General features: G+C 40.2%; 14 protein-coding genes. 13 read left to right on the top strand and 1 reads right to left on the bottom strand.

All coding sequences use genetic code 11. The features are described from left to right. Positions 1–43: 43 nt before the first annotated feature. Complete coding sequence (locus tag BTR25_RS27390) at positions 44–2,596, bottom strand: rhamnogalacturonan lyase (RefSeq protein ID WP_075685728.1); 2,553 nt, start codon at positions 2,594–2,596, stop codon at positions 44–46. A 400-nt stretch (positions 2,597–2,996) separates the two neighbouring features. On the opposite strand from BTR25_RS27390, the gene BTR25_RS01930 reads away from it, so the two are divergent. From BTR25_RS01930 to rhaM, 13 genes are all read left to right on the top strand, one after another. Beyond that, complete coding sequence (locus BTR25_RS01930) at positions 2,997–3,680, top strand: rhamnogalacturonan acetylesterase (RefSeq protein WP_075685586.1); 684 nt, start codon at positions 2,997–2,999, stop codon at positions 3,678–3,680. A gap of 117 nt (positions 3,681–3,797) precedes the next feature. Next, positions 3,798–4,883, top strand: coding sequence for a beta-galactosidase BglB (bglB, locus tag BTR25_RS01935; RefSeq protein WP_075685588.1), 1,086 nt, complete (start codon positions 3,798–3,800; stop codon positions 4,881–4,883). Between the two features lie 19 nt (positions 4,884–4,902). Continuing rightward, positions 4,903–5,556 carry a bifunctional 4-hydroxy-2-oxoglutarate aldolase/2-dehydro-3-deoxy-phosphogluconate aldolase gene (locus BTR25_RS01940; protein WP_075685590.1) on the top strand — a complete coding sequence of 218 codons (654 nt, stop codon included), beginning with the start codon at positions 4,903–4,905 and terminating at the stop codon, positions 5,554–5,556. Beyond that, a complete protein-coding gene (locus BTR25_RS01945) occupies positions 5,553–6,566 on the top strand; it encodes a sugar kinase (protein WP_075685592.1) in 1,014 nt (337 codons plus the stop codon). The genes BTR25_RS01940 and BTR25_RS01945 overlap by 4 nt, the downstream gene beginning before the upstream one ends. A gap of 54 nt (positions 6,567–6,620) precedes the next feature. Continuing rightward, positions 6,621–7,451, top strand: a complete 831-nt coding sequence (gene kduI, locus BTR25_RS01950; protein ID WP_075685594.1) for a 5-dehydro-4-deoxy-D-glucuronate isomerase — start codon at positions 6,621–6,623, stop codon at positions 7,449–7,451. A 23-nt stretch (positions 7,452–7,474) separates the two neighbouring features. Continuing rightward, positions 7,475–8,311 (top strand): sugar phosphate isomerase/epimerase family protein, encoded by an 837-nt coding sequence (locus BTR25_RS01955; RefSeq protein WP_075685596.1) that lies wholly within the window; start codon positions 7,475–7,477, stop codon positions 8,309–8,311. 22 nt (positions 8,312–8,333) lie between these two features. After that, the gene (kduD, locus tag BTR25_RS01960; RefSeq protein WP_075685598.1) at positions 8,334–9,089 is read left to right on the top strand and encodes a 2-dehydro-3-deoxy-D-gluconate 5-dehydrogenase KduD; all 756 of its coding nucleotides are present in this window, start codon (positions 8,334–8,336) and stop codon (positions 9,087–9,089) included. 156 nt (positions 9,090–9,245) lie between these two features. After that, positions 9,246–10,556, top strand: a complete 1,311-nt coding sequence (locus BTR25_RS01965; RefSeq protein WP_075685600.1) for a Gfo/Idh/MocA family protein — start codon at positions 9,246–9,248, stop codon at positions 10,554–10,556. A gap of 207 nt (positions 10,557–10,763) precedes the next feature. Beyond that, positions 10,764–11,792, top strand: coding sequence for a glycoside hydrolase family 88/105 protein (locus BTR25_RS01970; protein WP_075685601.1), 1,029 nt, complete (start codon positions 10,764–10,766; stop codon positions 11,790–11,792). Between the two features lie 193 nt (positions 11,793–11,985). Then, positions 11,986–13,866 (top strand): rhamnogalacturonan lyase, encoded by a 1,881-nt coding sequence (locus BTR25_RS01975; protein WP_075685603.1) that lies wholly within the window; start codon positions 11,986–11,988, stop codon positions 13,864–13,866. A gap of 12 nt (positions 13,867–13,878) precedes the next feature. Continuing rightward, complete coding sequence (locus tag BTR25_RS01980; RefSeq protein WP_075685605.1) at positions 13,879–14,556, top strand: rhamnogalacturonan acetylesterase; 678 nt, start codon at positions 13,879–13,881, stop codon at positions 14,554–14,556. A gap of 28 nt (positions 14,557–14,584) precedes the next feature. Next, on the top strand, positions 14,585–16,576 hold the full coding sequence (locus tag BTR25_RS01985) for a beta-galactosidase (protein WP_075685607.1): 1,992 nt from the start codon (positions 14,585–14,587) through the stop codon (positions 16,574–16,576). A 20-nt stretch (positions 16,577–16,596) separates the two neighbouring features. Further along, positions 16,597–16,911, top strand: a complete 315-nt coding sequence (gene rhaM, locus BTR25_RS01990) for an L-rhamnose mutarotase (RefSeq protein WP_075685609.1) — start codon at positions 16,597–16,599, stop codon at positions 16,909–16,911. Positions 16,912–17,141: the final 230 nt, after the last annotated feature.

The following is a 17,141-nucleotide window of genomic DNA, read 5'->3' on the forward strand; positions in this document are numbered from 1 at the left end:
AGAAAAAACCAACCACCCTAATAAAGAGAGTGGTTGGTTTTAATTAGTTTTCCAGCATGTTAACCATCAACTGGGCATTATGTGCCAAATTAAGCTTAGCGGTTGGTGAAAGGTACTTCTGGTTATTTTCCTTATTTAGATCTGAGATGAATTTTTCTACGAATTTTAGCGAATCCCTTGCAGAGCCCTTTTCAAAATGATGGGCTGCTTGCTTAAGGGAATTTTTAAGTTGTGCACTTAGCGGACCAGTGACCTCTCCATTCGCTTGATAATCTTCAAGAGCCTTTTCAATTAAAGAAAATACACCTGGAGTCCAGAAAGTAGGAACAGGAACATTTGAGAAGTCTGTATCACTTCCAAAATAGAAGCTTGTATAGGACGGTTGATTATAGGTGGTATTTTGTCTTGCAACTTCCGCTCTGTACTGAGGGTCGTGCATTAACGTATATAATTTTCGGTCTGTAACTTCCGTACTTAAATAAATTCGAATAGAAGAACTATCAGCAGTCCTTACAAGAAGCTCTTCACGCCAATCACCAAATATATCAGCTACTAAACCAGGGTTCCCTTTGGTACCGTTATTTGTCCTCGTACCTGTGGCGGTAAGGACTCTTCCTTTTTTCCAGTCGTCAATGGTCGGAGAAGTGTTACCTGTCCCATTCACAATTTGTGTAGTCATATCGGCAGACCATTTAATGTTCATATTTGTGCCAGGACCTGAATTGGAAATTTTTTCTCCATCAGCAGTCCATAACCCAACTGCCCACGTTTCTAATCCCGGCTTTGATGGATCAACATCGCCAACCATACCACGGCCAGTATCTCTGCCGGTATAATCACCATAGATCACTTCACCGGTTTTGGCATCGCGAAGTGCATATCCATATGGAGCCCATGCCCCACCTTCAAAAACCATAAAGATTTCCATTCCAGGTCTGTTTGGATCGATATCTGTTACGTGCATCGCATCGCCATGACCAAGTCTGGCATTTGTTCCAGGTGCAGCACTTTGTGGAGGCATGATATCCATTGAACTGTATAATAAGGAGCCATCATGATCAATGGTCGCACCACCGTAAACAATTTCTTGTTTTCCGTCACCATCTACATCTGCAGCACTTAATGAGTGAGCTCCTTGGGTAGTAATCGTTCCAAATTCAGGATCAGTACCGTCTACACCGTGAGGGCCATCGTTAAATGGATTACTCATTGGTGTCCATCCACTGTCAACTGTCCAATTTTCTTTAAGATTTTTGCCATCCCAGCTGTATGTAACTAGATTGGTTCTGGTGTAGTAACCACGAGCAAATACTGCATATGGCTTTTCTCCATCTAAATACGCTACATTTGCAAGGAAACGGTCAACACGATTGCCGGGTTCAATTCTACCCATTGCATAGTCGCCCCACATCAATCCATCGTCATGGCGACCAGGGTTGTAATCGATCGTCTCCATTTCTTCGCCTGTTTCACCGTTAAATACTGTTAAATATTCAGGACCTTCCAAAATAAAGCCCTCAAATTCTCTTAATCTGTTATTACCACTTCTTTTTAGAGCATAATCATCCATGAAATAATCGGTCAAGCTCTCTGCATCTTCTCTTGATAGAGGGTAGCTGTATTGTTGCTCTATACCAAAAGCCTCTTCAAGGGTACTTGGCCAGTTTCCGTTCACGACTTCTGCGTGTTGATGCCAGCCCATAAACATTTTCAAAACATGGTTATAGTAATCTTTCCTGCTCATACGATAGTCATCTTGATTGCTATACCCTGCTTCTATGTCTCTTTGAGGCATTGTAATATATTTTTCAGACGTTATATTCCCTTGTTTATCAAAATTAACGATTTTTGTTCCCGGAGCAGTTTTGAACATCATTTCAGATTTTCCGTCTCCATCAAAATCATAAACTAGGAACTGTGTATAGTGTGCACCAGAGCGAATATTTACCCCTAGGTCTATACGATACAGAAGGGTTCCATCAAGTTTATAGCTATCAATATAGGTATTGCCTGTATAACCTCTTTGTGAAACGTCCTTTGAGTTTGAAGGCTCCCATTTAACAAAAAACTCATATTGTCCGTCCCCATCGACATCTCCTACACTCATGTCATTTGCAGAATAAGTATAATTTTCACCTACGGGTGTTACACCATCTGCTGGCTTGTTTAGTTTGAGGTCAACATAGGTGTTTGCCCATGGAGATACGGATGAACTTTTATCTAACTCTTTTCCACCTAATACGGAGCTGACCGAATAACGGGAAGTGGAGCTTCCGTTTGGATCTAAAAGGTTGGTACTATCGTCAACAGTGGCAATAAGTTTGCCGTCACGATACACATTGAAGTTAACTCCGGTTAATCCTTTCTCAGAATAACCGCTTACTTCATTAGCCAATAATCTCCAGCTAAGAAAGATACCATTGGAAGTAGAGGCAGCGACCAAGCCCCTATCAAGGTATTCTAATTGCACCCCCTGAGGAGTATATGAAAGTTTGCTTTTTTGTACATCAACAGCTGATGCACCTGAAACCCCGGATAAAAGCAGTGGTAATGCAATAGCTGTCGATAAAACCTTTTTAGTAATTGACTTTCTCATCAAATTTAATCGCCCTCCTACATTCTTAATTTAAGATTGAATACGCTTACAAAACAATTCGCTAAGCACCTCCATTCAGACAATATAACTACGTATATACACCAAGCTGTTGAATTACGACTATAAGTATATTTTAAAAATTCTGAATACTAAACTTGAAATTCAGTCTTATTTAATAAAAAAACAGTGTTAAATTCAACTAAAAATACCTTTTTATGCCTATTTTAGTAGTCTGAAAGAACTATATCTTCTTTCTAGCACACATGTACAAAAGTGTGCTAGAAAAGCAAAAAAGTCTAATTCACAAAGTGGAGAATGCAAAAATGTCTAATGGAATACAGGTTCAGTTTGTGTTTATCATTAGATGCAAGGATAATTACTAATAAAAGAGGTGTTATCTATGGGTAAACAACCAATAAACATTTTTCTTGCTGCTGATTCAACGGTACAAGCTTATGTTGCCAGTGAAAGAAATCAGGGAGGATGGGGAGAGTTTCTTCAGTTGTATTTTTCAAAAGAGGATGTCCATGTTTTAAACCATGCCATAGGCGGCCGAAGTTCTAAGACCTTTATCGAAGAAGGTAGATTAGATAGGATTCTAAAAGAAATAAGAATGGGTGATTTCTTGTTCATCCAAATGGGTCACAACGATTCAACAATTAGTAAGCCCGAAAGATATACGGACCCTCACACTACCTATAAAGAGTATTTAAAAATGTATGTCAAAGGTGCAAGAAACTGCCAGGCTGAACCAATCCTCATCACACCAGTCGCAAGGCTGCACCATGAAAATGGGAATTTTTTAAACGATTTTCCAGAATACTGTCAGGCAATGAAGGAAGTGGCGGCTGAGGAAAAAGTATATTTGATAGATTTAATGGATAAGAGCTTGAACTATTTTGATACCATCGGCTACGAAGAAGTATTTACCTTCTTTATGGCTTCTGTAAACGAAACAGACTTCACTCATTTCACTAAAAAAGGAGCACATAAGATGGCTTGGCTTGTAAGTGAGGCAATCAAAGAAAGTGCTTTACCCATTTCAAGGTTTATCCGTAACAGATCCGAAAACACTGTTTTTTAATAAAAGTAAACTGAATTTTAAATTTAATCGTAATCCTAGTTTACATATAATAATATTGAATGTTCATACCCTGCAGTAAAATTCACTGATTTACTTAGAATATGAGGAGGTAATGAAATGCATAGACATGAAATCGAACAGAAAATAGAACTCCTAATTGATAACCTGATTAACTTAAATGACCCAGACGGGAAATATGCCATTCCACTAGCTGATGGAAGAAAAATCGATAATAAAAGCTTTAATTATTGGGAGTGGACAGCAGGAGTCGGCCTTTATGGGATGATGAAATATTATAAATTAACAAAAAAGGAAGAAGTATTATCCCTCATCGTTAAGTGGTTCGATGACCAATTTAAAGAGCTTCCAGTAGAAAAGAATGTTAACACAATGGTTCAAATGTTAACGCTTGCATATTTATATGAAGAAACTGGGAATCCAACCTATCTTCCTTACCTAGAAACTTGGGGTGACTGGCTGTACCATGATATGCCAAGAACAAAGGACGGCGGAATTCAGCATGTAGTGTTCGGTAATGAAAATTATCAGCAGTTATGGGATGATACCTTAATGATGAGTGTTTTGCCACTAACGAAAATCGGTTTACTGCTAAATAAGCCTGAATACATTGAAGAGGCAAAGAAGCAATTCCTAATACATATTAAATATTTATTTGATAAGAAAACAGGTTTATGGTTCCATGGCTGGACTTTCGAAGGCAATCATAACTTTGCGGAAGCATTATGGGGACGTGGAAATTCATGGGTAACCATTGCCATTCCTGAATTCTTAGATTTGGTCGAACTTCCTGAAAATGATCCGGTTCGTCAAATGTTAATTGATACGCTAGAGAGACAATTAGAGGCGTTAGAAACATGCCAACATGAAAACGGATTATGGCATACGCTTTTGCTAGACCCTACGTCCTATGTGGAAGCCTCTTGTACAGCTGGATTTGCCTTTGGAACGTTAAGATCTCTCCGGAAGCGGTATGTGGATAATAAATATCAGAACATGGGATTAAAGGCAATTCAAGCGGTGATTGAAAATATTAATGATAATGGGGAGTTACAACATGTTTCTGCTGGTACCGCAATGGGGGTAACACAAGAGTTTTATAAAGAAATACCTGTTACGGCTATGCCATATGGACAATCAATGGCAATTCTTGCATTAGTTGAGTACTTATATCACAGAATTTAAGAGAATGAGGGCCTACTAGATGAAAAAATTAAATGTGTTAACAAGAATTTCAGAATGCGGCGTGGTGGCAGTAGTTAGGGCGGAATCAAGTGAGGAAGCCTTTCAAATCTCAGAAGCATGTGTAAAAGGCGGTATTGCTGGAATTGAAGTAACTTTTACAGTGAAGGACGCTGCAGAAGTAATTAAAGGACTTACTTCTTATTACGAGAATAACAATGAAGTGATCATAGGGGCGGGAACCGTTCTTGATGCCGCGACTGCACGTCTAGCGATCTTAGCGGGTGCACAGTATATTGTGAGTCCTTGTTTTGATGAAGAAACTGCTAAACTATGTAACTTATATCAAATACCGTATCTGCCAGGCTGCATGACGATTACGGAAATGAAGCATGCACTTGAATATGGAGTCGACATTATTAAATTATTCCCTGGAAGTGCCTTTGGCCCAGATTTTATCAAGGCTGTGAAAGCACCGCTGCCACAAGTAAACCTTATGCCAACAGGCGGGGTAAGTTTAGAAAATGTGGCTGAGTGGATTAAAAATGGCTGCGTTGCGGTAGGAGTTGGCGGTAATTTGGTTGCTCCTGCCAAGACTGGGAACTATGAGCAAATAACCGAAATAGCAAGCCAATATGTTCTTAGAGTAAAAGAGGCAAGAGAGGCATCAAGATGAGGAAAATAGTTACTCTCGGAGAAATCATGCTGCGCTTATCTACTTATACGGGTGAGCGGCTCATGCAGGCAAATAACTTGACGATGCACTATGGCGGGGCTGAAGCAAATGTAGGTGTATCGCTTGCTCACTTTGGATATGATGTCTTTTTTGTCAGTAAGGTTCCCAATAATCCACTGGGGACGGCTGTTGAAAGACATTTAAAATCTCATTCTGTATATACAGATTTTTTGGTAAAAGGCGGAGAACGGCTTGGAACCTATTACCTTGAATCAGGTGTAGGGGGAAGAAGTGCACAGGTAACCTATGACCGAAAATACTCTAGTTTTTCCAATCTATCATTGGATGAATTAGATTTAGATGATATTTTCCAAAATGCAGACCTCTTTCATGTTACCGGAATTACCCTTGCCCTTTCTCAAAATTTAAGAGAGTTAGTACTTACCGCATTGAAAAAAGCAAAAGAGGCTGGCGTCAAAACGAGCTTTGATTTTAATTATCGCTCATCCTTGTGGAGTCAGCAGGAGGCATCTGCTGCGATCAAGCCTTTGCTGCCTTTCATAGATATCTGCTTTTGCGGTGAACTGGATGCGATTCATTTACTAGGGATTGAACCTGCTGAAGCAGCACTCCAGCGTGAAGACCGGCTGGTTTACTATTATAAAAAAATTCAAGAAATGTATCCTAATATGCAGTATATGAGTTCAACCTTCCGAACGGTTTTGTCTGCTTCTGCAAATAAGCTTCAAGGCAACTTTTATACGAACGGTGAACTCTATCAATCTAAGGAGCATAACATTGACCAAATTGTTGACCGTGTTGGCGGCGGTGACGCTTTTGCGGCAGGTGTTTTATTTGGAATTCTAGAAGGAATGCCTGCAAAAAGAACCATTGACTTTGCAACAGCAGCTTCAGCATTAAAGCATACTGTCCATGGTGACTGTAACGCTTTTACAGCAGAAGAAGTTTCTAAAATAGTAGACCATGGCTCAGGAAAAATTAATCGTTAATATGTTTTTGTGAAAAGTGTCAAAAGAAATCTGACTAATAAAGGAGAATGCTAAATGGAAACTCGTTATGCCCATCACCCAGAGGATATGAAAAAATACACGACAGAAGAACTGAGAAGAGAATTTTTAGTTGAAACACTTTTTGAGGCAGGTCAAGTACACTTAACTTATACCCATGTGGATCGAATGATTTTTGGCGGTGTAACACCAGCTGAAAAGGAATTAACCATTAAACTAGATAAAGAGCTTGGCGTTGAATATTTCCTAGAGCGACGTGAAATGGGAATTATCAATATCGGTGGAGATGGAATGGTTATCCTTGACGGCGAGGAGTATAACATGCAGCGCCGCGATGGTTTATATGTTGGAAAAGGAATAAAGGAAGTGTTATTCCGTTCGAATGACCCTGAAAATCCAGCAAAATTTTATATTAACTCAACACCGGCCCATCACAAATATCCAACAGTAAAGATTGATATCAATGAAATTACACCTCTAGAGGCTGGTGCTCCTGGAACATTGAATGAGCGGAAAATCTATCAATATGTCCACCCCAATGTTTGTGAAAGCTGTCAGCTACAAATGGGCTTAACCATGCTCTCTCCGGGAAGTGTTTGGAACACAATGCCTTGTCATACACATGAACGCAGGATGGAAGTGTACCTATACTTTGATATGGAGCCTGAAACCCGCGTATTCCATTTCATGGGAAAACCAGATGAAACCAGACATTTAGTCATGAGTAATGAACAGGCTGCCATTTCCCCGAGCTGGTCCATCCATACAGGAACAGCAACTAGCAACTATACATTCATTTGGGGTATGTGCGGTGAGAACATCACTTATACTGACATGGACTTTGTGAAAATGGAAGATCTACGATAATCAATTAACTGGAGGTACAAGTGATGAACCTTGGAGTAAGGGCACATGACTTTGAAAACCGCCCGACAGAGGAGTTAGTTAGTGCGATTGCTGGAAAAGGACTTACCTCTGTTCAGTTGGCCTTAGGGAAGTCTTTCGAACACATCAATTCAAGCCTTGGGAGTTTAAGCCCTGGATTGGCTAACTATATTGGTAGTGCATTTAAAAAGCAAGATCTTCAGATTGCTGTATTAGGATGTTATTTTAATATGATTCATCCGGATTTAACTGAAAGAAGAAAAGGGATGGAGCGTTTTAAAGAGCATATCCGTTTTGCAAGAGATTTTGGCTGCAGTATCGTTGCAACCGAAACTGGAAATGTAAACGCGGATATTGTCTATACAATGGAAAACTTCCAAGAGAAGCCTTTTTTAGAGGTCGTTGAAAGTGTACGTGAATTAGTACAAGAAGCAGAAAAATTTGGGGTTATCGTGGGAATAGAAGCCGGAGTGAATCACCCGGTGTATTCAGCTAAAGTAATGAAAAGACTGCTAGATTCCATTGATTCTAACAACCTCCAAGTGATTCTCGATCCAGTAAATCTATTAACAATCGACACCTATAAAAATCAGGAAGAGATTTTTCAAGAGGCAATGGATTTATTTGCTGATAGAATCGTGGTCCTTCACGCTAAAGATTTTATCATAGAGGATAACCAGCTAGTACCAACTGCCGTTGGCAAAGGGCTACTGAACTATGACTATATCCTGAAGGCAATTAAGAAGAAGAAACCGTATATGAATATCTTATTGGAGGAAACAAAAGAGCCATTTGTTGATGAAAGTGTCGCTTTTTTAAAGGAAATATATCAACAAGCTTGACTATACGAAAGGGGAGAGAATCATGAAAACACTTTTCTCATTGGAAGGGAAAGTTGCTTTAGTCACTGGAGCAAGCAGAGGTCTCGGCCAAGGAATGGCAGTAGGATTAGCGGAAGCAGGTGCGACTGTTATTGGTGCAGGAATGAGTGATATGACAGGTACCCGGCAGCAAATCGAGTCTGTTGGTGGAACCTTTCATGAACTAAAGGTAGATTTATCACAGCCGGGAGCTGCAGTAAAGCTAGTAGCAGATGCGTTGGCCATTACCGATCGTATCGATATTTTATTGAATAATGCAGGCATTATTCGCCGGGCAGACGCTGAGAATTTCTCAGATGAGGACTGGCTAGAAGTAATCAATGTAAATCAAAATGCTGTGTTCCAATTATGTCGTGAAGCAGGCAAGCACATGATTGAAAAAGGGTCTGGGAAAATTATTAACATTGCTTCGATGTTGTCATACCAAGGCGGACTGCGAGTGCCAGCTTATACAGCAAGTAAACATGCAGTAGCAGGCTTAACGAAATCATTTGCAAATGAATGGGCAGGTAAAGGTGTAAATGTAAACGCCATTGCACCAGGATACTTTGAAACAGATAATACCGCACAACTAAGAGGAAATGCGGACCGAAACGCTTACATTACATCTAGAATTCCACAAGGACGCTGGGGTAAACCAGAGGATTTAAAGGGAGCGGTTATTTTCCTAGCTTCAGATGCCTCTAGTTATGTGAATGGTCATATATTAGCAGTTGATGGCGGCTGGCTAAGTTCTTAATATTAATATAAAAAATACTACCCATTAAAGTTGTCTGTTAACTCTAATGGGAGTTTTTTTAGCTAATATGAAAGTATAAGAGAATCTAGGCACTCGCCTTAAGGACTTGGAGAATGCCAAGTTTTTCTAAACATTTCAGATCATGGGGGAAGACCAATGAATAAAATCGTAGTTTGTGGATTAAGTAATCGTGCATTAGGAATGTTTATTCAACCAGTCCTACATAATTTTTCAGTTAGCAATCAAATTGTCGGCTTGCTTGATACTGACATTCGGAGAATTGAGATTTGTAAAGAAAGTTTTCCAGAACTAACAAATGTTTCTGTATATAACTCCGACCAGTTTCAGCAGATGATTGACGAGACAAATCCTGATACGGTCATAGTTACGAGTCGGGATGACACACATATTGATTATATTTTACAAGGCCTAGAGAATAACCTGACAGTTATTACGGAAAAGCCAATGGTAACAAATGCGGCTGATGCTAGGAGAGTTGTTGAAGCGGAGGAGAAAAGTAAAGGAAAAGTCATTGTCGCTTTTAATTACCGCTATAATCCCTTTCATCGGAAAATTAAAGAGTTAATTTTAGAAGGTAAAATCGGCAGGGTGACTTCCGTCGATCTAAACTGGTATATCGATACATACCACGGGGCCAGTTACTTTAAGAGATGGAACCGGAATAGGGAATTTTCGGGCGGGTTATCGATTCATAAATCAACCCATCATTTTGACTTGGTCAATTGGTGGCTAGATCAAAAACCTGAAGAGGTGTTTGCTTATGGCGCACTGAATTACTTTGGGAAAGAGGGAGAAATGAATCCAAGCCCGACGGACAATCGCTATTGCGGTACCTGTCAGGAACAACATTTATGTCAATATTATATGCGCTGGTCTAACCGTCGGAATAGCATCGCGGTTAAAGATGATCATATCAAAGCAGATAATATTGAAAAATCAGCACACAACTATACGAATTATCGACCGGATTCTTGTATTTTTGATCATGAAATTGAAATCGAAGATACCTATGTGGCAACGGTTAAATATGACAAAGGTGCCTTCTTAAGCTACTCTGTTAACTTTTCGCTTCCGTACGAGGGCTATCGTTTAGCTATTAATGGTACGAAAGGAAGAATTGAAACGACCGAATTTCATGAACCAAGCCGAATTCCATTCCCAATCCCTGAACAAACGATTGAATATTATCCTTTATTCGGGGGCTCAAAAGAAGTGATTCATGTTTTGCAAAATGAAGGAGGCCATGGCGGCGGCGATCCAGTACTTCAGGAAGACTTGTTCTTAGGAGTGGACCCTGCTAGACCATATCAGATATTAGCAGGTGCGAAAGAAGGCGCTTACACCATTGCGTTGGGTGAGGGAGTTTGGCGCTCTAGCAAAGAGAATAAGCCAGTTAAGATTAAGGATTTATTGAACAAAGACGCGAATCTTTCTAGGACAGTATAGTTAGTTGCGGATAGCTAGATTTAGTTGCGGATAGCTAAATTTAGTTGCGGATAGCTAAATTTAGTTGCGGATAGCTGGATTTAGTTGCGGATGGCTGGATTTAGTTGCGGATAGCCGGATTTAGTTGCGGGTAGCTAGATTTAGTTGCGGATAGCAGAAATTAGTGGTGGGTATGAGAAATAGTGAACGAATTAAGGAGGACGTAGGATGCCGCAATTAGTACTTGAAGAAAATAAAGTGAGTCAAGCAATTGACCGAGTGGTCGAAAGAACTTTTAATATGGACTTTAGCTGGGATTGGCCAGGGGGAGTTGCCTTTTTCGGGGTAGCCGAAGCGTATGAAGCGACTGGTGAAGAGAAATATCTACAAGCTATTAAAAAATGGGTGGACGAGGAGTTAGAAGATGGCCTTCCTAAATTAACGGTAAATGCATCATCCATTGGCCACATCCTATTAACCTTATACAAAGCCACTAATGATGAAAAATATATAGAGAATGCTATTAAAATGGCAGACTACCTGCTCCATGATGCAGAGCGCTTTGATGATGGAGTGCTACAGCATACAGTCAATGGAACAAAGTATCAATTCCCAGAACAGGCTTGGGTCGATACGATGTTCATGGCAGGCTACTTTCTATTGAGAATCGGGCACATGCTCGAAAGGGAAGATTATTTTAATTTTGGATTAAAGCAATATCATGGACATGAGAAATTTCTTCAAGACGACATCACCAATCTATATTACCATGGCTGGGATAACCTCTCACAAAACCATATGTCAGGTATTTTTTGGGCAAGAGGGAACAGTTGGGCTGCTTACACTATGGCCAGAGCGCTCGAACTAATTGAAGTGCAGCATCCTTCATTTATGATCATCCAAGGCTCATTAAGAGATCAGCTAAGTGCATTAGTAAGACTTCAATCCGAATCAGGAATGTGGCATACGATTGTCGATGACCCAACCTCCTATCTTGAGACATCAGGAACCGCTGGAATTGCGGCAGCATTGTTAACAAGAGGAAAATTATATAATAAACAAATTCAAAAAGCACTAGATGGCATACTGAATCAAATCAGAGAAGATGGTTCTGTTATGGGCGTTTCGGCTGGAACCGCTGTTATGTATAATGCAGATGGCTATCGGGAAGTACCTTACAAACGGGTACAAGGGTGGGGCCAAGGCTTGGTTCTAGCCTTCTTATCCCTACTTTTAAAAAGAGAAAACAGAAAATAAATGAAACCTGTGGAAGAAATAAAAGGCTTCCACAGGTTATTTAGAATTATCGTTTATAACAAAAATACAAGAATGTACTAATCTACAAAAAAGTCGTAAGTCCAATAGAGTTTCAATCAAAAAATGAAGATTGCTGAAAAATAGGGGCTGGATTACTCTACAGGTACTAACCACAATAGGGGGATGGGGGAGCATGTCAAATACTGAAAATCAGATTCCAGAACTTCGTCAGATGGAAAGTCTGAATCGGGGATTGGTTGCTGTAAAAGTAGAAAAAGGGGTTTATATCGGCTGGCGCCTATTTGGAACGGATCCAGAAGAAATATCTTTCAATGTTTATCGAGATGGAATCAAGGTTAATCAAGAACCGATTACCTCAAGTACAAATTACCTTGATAAGGAAGGCAATGCTGATTCTCTCTATTCAATATGTGAAATCTTAAATAAAGAAGAGCAGCCAACATCTGAAACGGTAAATGTTTGGGACACAAACTATCTAACGGTTCCACTAAATAAACCAGAGGATGGAGTTTCWCCTGATGGAGTCAGTTACACCTACCATGCAAACGATGCAAGTGTCGGTGATGTGGACGGAGATGGTGAATATGAAATCATTTTAAAATGGGATCCATCTAATTCGCATGACAATGCACATAAAGGCTACACAGGAAATGTATTTTTAGATGCTTATAAATTAGATGGAAGACATCTTTGGAGAATTGACCTTGGGAAAAATATCAGAGCAGGAGCACATTACACACAATTTTTAGTATATGACCTTGATGGTGACGGAATGGCTGAGATTGCTTGTAAAACGGCTGACGGTACAAAAGATGGTCAAGGGAAAATCATCGGGGATAGTGAGGCAGACTACCGTAATCAGGATGGTTTTATCCTCGAAGGACCTGAGTATTTAACGATATTTGAAGGTCTGACAGGTAAAGAACTCGTTACGACAGATTATGACCCGCCAAGAGGGAAAGGATCTGATTGGGGCGATGATGAAGGTAACCGCGTTGACCGTTTTCTTGCCTGTGTTGCCTACTTAGATGGTGTAAAACCAAGTCTAGTTATGTGCCGAGGCTACTACACTAGAGCCGTATTAGTGGCCTTTAACTGGCGTGATGGTGAGCTTACAAAAGTATGGAAGTTTGATAGTCTTGAAGCTGGCAATGAAGGGTATTCTGGACAGGGAAATCACAGTGTAAGTGTAGCGGACGTAGATGAAGATGGAAAAGATGAGATTATTTATGGCTCATGTGTGATTGATCATAATGGTACAGGTCTATATACAACAGGCTTAGGACATGGTGATGCGATCCACGTTGGCAATCTTATTCCAAGCAGACCTGGTTTGGAGATTTTCCAAGTACATGAAATTCCACAGGTAAATGGAACGGAAATTCATGATGCAAAAACCGGTGAAATTCTTTGGGGCATTCCTTCTACAGAGGATGTCGGAAGAGGGATGGCCGCTGATATTGACCCACGATATGACGGTGTGGAAGTTTGGTCGTCGACTCATTGGCGAACAGGTGGAGCAGGCTTATACAATAGCTCGGGCGAGAAAATATCTGACACAAATCCACAGTCCTTTAACTTCGCGGTTTGGTGGGATGGAGATTTATTACGAGAGCTCCTTGACCATGAATACGATGTAGAAACTGGTATTGGTGTTGGAAAAATAGATAAATGGGATTATGAAAATGGCAGACTTGTCAATATTCTAACAGCAGACGGTACTAGGTCCAATAATGGAACCAAAGGAAATCCTTGTTTGCAGGCTGATATTTTGGGTGACTGGAGAGAAGAAGTGATCTGGCGGACCAATGATAGTACCGCCCTAAGAATCTATACAACAACGGATGTTACCGATCATCGCATCTATACACTTATGCATGATCCTAATTATAGATTGGCAATTGCTTGGCAGAATGTCGCCTACAACCAGCCGCCGCACCCAGGATTTTTTTTAGGACATAACATGGAAAAGCCGCCTGTTCCAAAAATCTATGAAGTGAAGCCAAAAGACAAAGAAAAAAATAAGGAAGACAGCGGAAAACTTTATTTGTAAGGAGTGGCCGATTTGGATACGATTAATATTTTTTTAGCTGGAGATTCAACAGTTGCAAATTGTCCCCCGCAAGAGGCCCCAATGGCCGGCTGGGGGCAAGTCTTTCAAGCCTTCTTTACCGAAAAGGCGAGAATCCATAATCATGCAAAGGGTGGGGCGAGTACCAATAGTTTTATTGAAGAAGGCAGATTAAAAACGATATTGGACGCGATTCAACCGAATGATTATCTTTTCATTCAATTTGGGCATAACGATCAAAAGTCATTTGGTACAGAGCCATTTACAACCTACCAGTCCTATTTGACTGAATATATTAACGGTGCCCGTGAAAAAGGTGCCGTCCCGATTTTGATTACATCCGTTCACCGAAGAAATTTTGATGAAAACGGTAAACAAGTTAATACACTCGGGGAGTACCCGTTATCCATGATCCAGGTAGCGGAAAAACTTGATGTCCAGCTAATTAACTTATGGGAAAAAACAGAACATCTTTATCAATCCATGGGAGTAGAAGCTTCAAAGCAATTATTTACATGGTTTGCCCCTAATGAGAATCCTAATTATCCAGAAGGAATACAGGACAATACACACTTTTGTGAAACTGGGGCGAAGGAAGTTGCAAAATTGGTAATAGAAGGTATGAAAGAATTACAATTGCCAATTATTAAGTTTATAAAAGAACTAGATTAATATAAATGCTATATATGAGGTGACTGGAATGGGTAAAAAATTATATCATGGGGCCGCTTATTATCCGGAACTGTGGAATGAAAGAGTTATAGAAGAAGATATTCGCCATATGAAACAGACAGGTATAAACGTGGTAAGAATAGGAGAGTTTGCTTGGTCAACAATGGAACCTGAAGAAGGGAAAATTGATCTCGGTTTTTTTACCAGTATTATCAATAGACTATTTGAAAATGGAATAGAAACGGTTATGTGTACGCCAACACCAACACCTCCTATTTGGTACACTCACGGTCATCCAGAAAGAATGTATGTTGATCGGGATGGCTTGGTGATGGGTCATGGGTCAAGGCAGCATGCTTGTACCAACCATCCTTATTTTAGAGAAAGAGCCGCACTAATTACGGAACATATTGCGAAAGCTGTTGGTAGTTTACCAGGTGTGATCGGTTGGCAGATTGATAATGAGTTTAAATGTCATGTTAGCGAGTGCATGTGTGAAACATGTAAAGGTTTATGGCATGAATGGTTACAAAATCGCTATCAAACGATTGAGGATCTAAATGAGGCTTGGGGTGCACAGATATGGAGTGAGAATTATCTTAGCTTCGAGCAGGTACCACAGCCGGGACCTGCACCGTTTTTGCACAATTCATCTTTAAGTACGATGTACCAAATATTTTCAATGGAAAAAATCGCTGAATTTTCCGATGAGCAGGCAGAAATCATCAGAAAACACTCTACTGCACCGATTACACATAATAGCTCTGTCTTTTTTAGTGTAGATAATGAGCGGATTTTCAAAAATCTTGACTTTGCTTCGTTTGACACGTATGCAACGATTGAAAACTTTCCAGCTTATTTGATTAATAGTGATTTATGGAGAAATTTTAAAAAAGATAGAGGCTTTTGGGTGATGGAAACAAGTCCATCCTATGCTGCATCCCTAGAAAGCTACGCAAGCCCCCATCAAAATGGGTATTTAAAAGTGGAAGCGGCGGCTGCTTACGCATTAGGTGCTGAGGCTTTCTGTTACTGGCTTTGGAGACAGCAGCGTGCCGGCTGTGAACAGCCACATGGGTCCGTCCTAAGTGCATGGGGAAAACCTACCGTTGGATATCAGAACGTGCTGGAAGTTGAGCAGCTTAGAAAAGAAATCGAACCGATTATTTTAGCAACAAAACCAAGTCAAGCGGAACTGGCCATCACCTATTCTGACCGGGCTAAAGCATTCTTAAAAACAGAACCACATCGAAAGTTAAACCCTCGCGCTTTAATAACAGATTTTTATAAACGCATTTTAGCCATGGGTATTCACCGAGATTTGATTCCAGAGGGTGCCAGTCTAGAAGGATATAAGCTTTTATTTACCCCTTTCATCCCATATCTATCAAGTGATTATATTGCGAGGGCAAAGGAGTTTGTTGAAAATGGAGGGATTTGGATTGCAGGTCCGTTAACAGGGGGACGATCAGAAGAACATACCGTTCATACGGATTATGCGTTAGGAGCATTAGAAAAAGTATCAGGTGCTGAGGTGCTCTTTACCTATCCTATGGATGATAGCGGGACAGTCGGACGCGCTTTTGATGTATCTGCACCGCTAGGACTATGGAGTTCTGTATTTGAATATAACGAAGAGACTGCAGTTGGCGTTATTGAAGAGGGTCTTTCACAAGGAAAATCCTTTATTACAGAACATAAATTAGGTGCTGGAAAAATCGTTATGCTTGGCTCTTTGCCGCTTGGTGATGAGGGAGATCTAATGCTTCAAAAACTAGTTAAACATTACGCAGCAGAAGCAGAAATTTCATTGCGAACAGATGTTACAGACGGTACAATTGTTGCTCCAAGACAGGGAGACGGCAATACTGTTTGGTTTGTAATCAATATGGATGGAAATGGCGGGAGCGTCACCATACCACAGGCCGGCACTGACTTACAAACAAACAGCAAGATAGAACCTGGTAAACTAGAAATTGGAAAATTCGACTATAAAATCATCCAATTTGATCATAAATAGGAAGTATAGGAGGGGTTAGAATGATTCGGAAAGCATCTGTCATGAAAGTGTTTGAAGGCTGTCATGAAGAGTATAAAAAACGTCATGATGAATTATGGCCTGAAATGGAAACTGAACTGAGAAACCACGGAGCACACCATTATTCCATTTTCTTAGATGAAAAAACAAACAACCTTTTCGCCTATGTTGAAATTGAAAGTGAAGAAAAATGGAGCCAAATGTCACAAACAGCCATTTGTCAAAAATGGTGGGTCTATATGAAAGACATCATGGAAACAAACCCAGACAACAGCCCTGTTGCCACAGAATTAAAACCAGTATTTTATTTAGATTAAAAGAAAAGTACTTCAAAAAATGAAGACCATCATCCATTGGTGATGGTCTATTTTTTTTATCCCGCATTAACTGCCCGTAAAAGCCCGATAAGTTCAACTAACCATCAGTGGGGGATGAAGAACCACCCCACTGATGGAAGTTTCACTTTATCCTCTATTCAATTATTGCAAAAGACGATATGCAAAAAAGTATGATTGATGGAAAAAGCGAACCTATATAAGGTTGGAAT

This window comes from Bacillus sp. MRMR6, from assembly GCF_001940785.1.
GTDB lineage: Bacteria > Bacillota > Bacilli > Bacillales > Cytobacillaceae > Neobacillus.

Bases quoted from the DNA above. Each gene is read 5' to 3' on its own strand.
- BTR25_RS01985 (WP_075685607.1), top strand. From the start codon at position 14,585: ATGGGTAAAAAATTATATCATGGGGCCGCTTATTATCCGGAACTGTGG.
- rhaM (WP_075685609.1), top strand. From the start codon at position 16,597: ATGATTCGGAAAGCATCTGTCATGAAAGTGTTTGAAGGCTGTCATGAA.
- BTR25_RS01930 (WP_075685586.1), top strand. From the start codon at position 2,997: ATGGGTAAACAACCAATAAACATTTTTCTTGCTGCTGATTCAACGGTA.
- BTR25_RS01955 (WP_075685596.1), top strand. From the start codon at position 7,475: ATGAACCTTGGAGTAAGGGCACATGACTTTGAAAACCGCCCGACAGAG.
- BTR25_RS01945 (WP_075685592.1), top strand. From the start codon at position 5,553: ATGAGGAAAATAGTTACTCTCGGAGAAATCATGCTGCGCTTATCTACT.
- kduI (WP_075685594.1), top strand. From the start codon at position 6,621: ATGGAAACTCGTTATGCCCATCACCCAGAGGATATGAAAAAATACACG.
- BTR25_RS27390 (WP_075685728.1), bottom strand. From the start codon at position 2,596: ATGAGAAAGTCAATTACTAAAAAGGTTTTATCGACAGCTATTGCATTA.
- BTR25_RS01940 (WP_075685590.1), top strand. From the start codon at position 4,903: ATGAAAAAATTAAATGTGTTAACAAGAATTTCAGAATGCGGCGTGGTG.
- BTR25_RS01965 (WP_075685600.1), top strand. From the start codon at position 9,246: ATGAATAAAATCGTAGTTTGTGGATTAAGTAATCGTGCATTAGGAATG.
- bglB (WP_075685588.1), top strand. From the start codon at position 3,798: ATGCATAGACATGAAATCGAACAGAAAATAGAACTCCTAATTGATAAC.
- kduD (WP_075685598.1), top strand. From the start codon at position 8,334: ATGAAAACACTTTTCTCATTGGAAGGGAAAGTTGCTTTAGTCACTGGA.
- BTR25_RS01970 (WP_075685601.1), top strand. From the start codon at position 10,764: ATGCCGCAATTAGTACTTGAAGAAAATAAAGTGAGTCAAGCAATTGAC.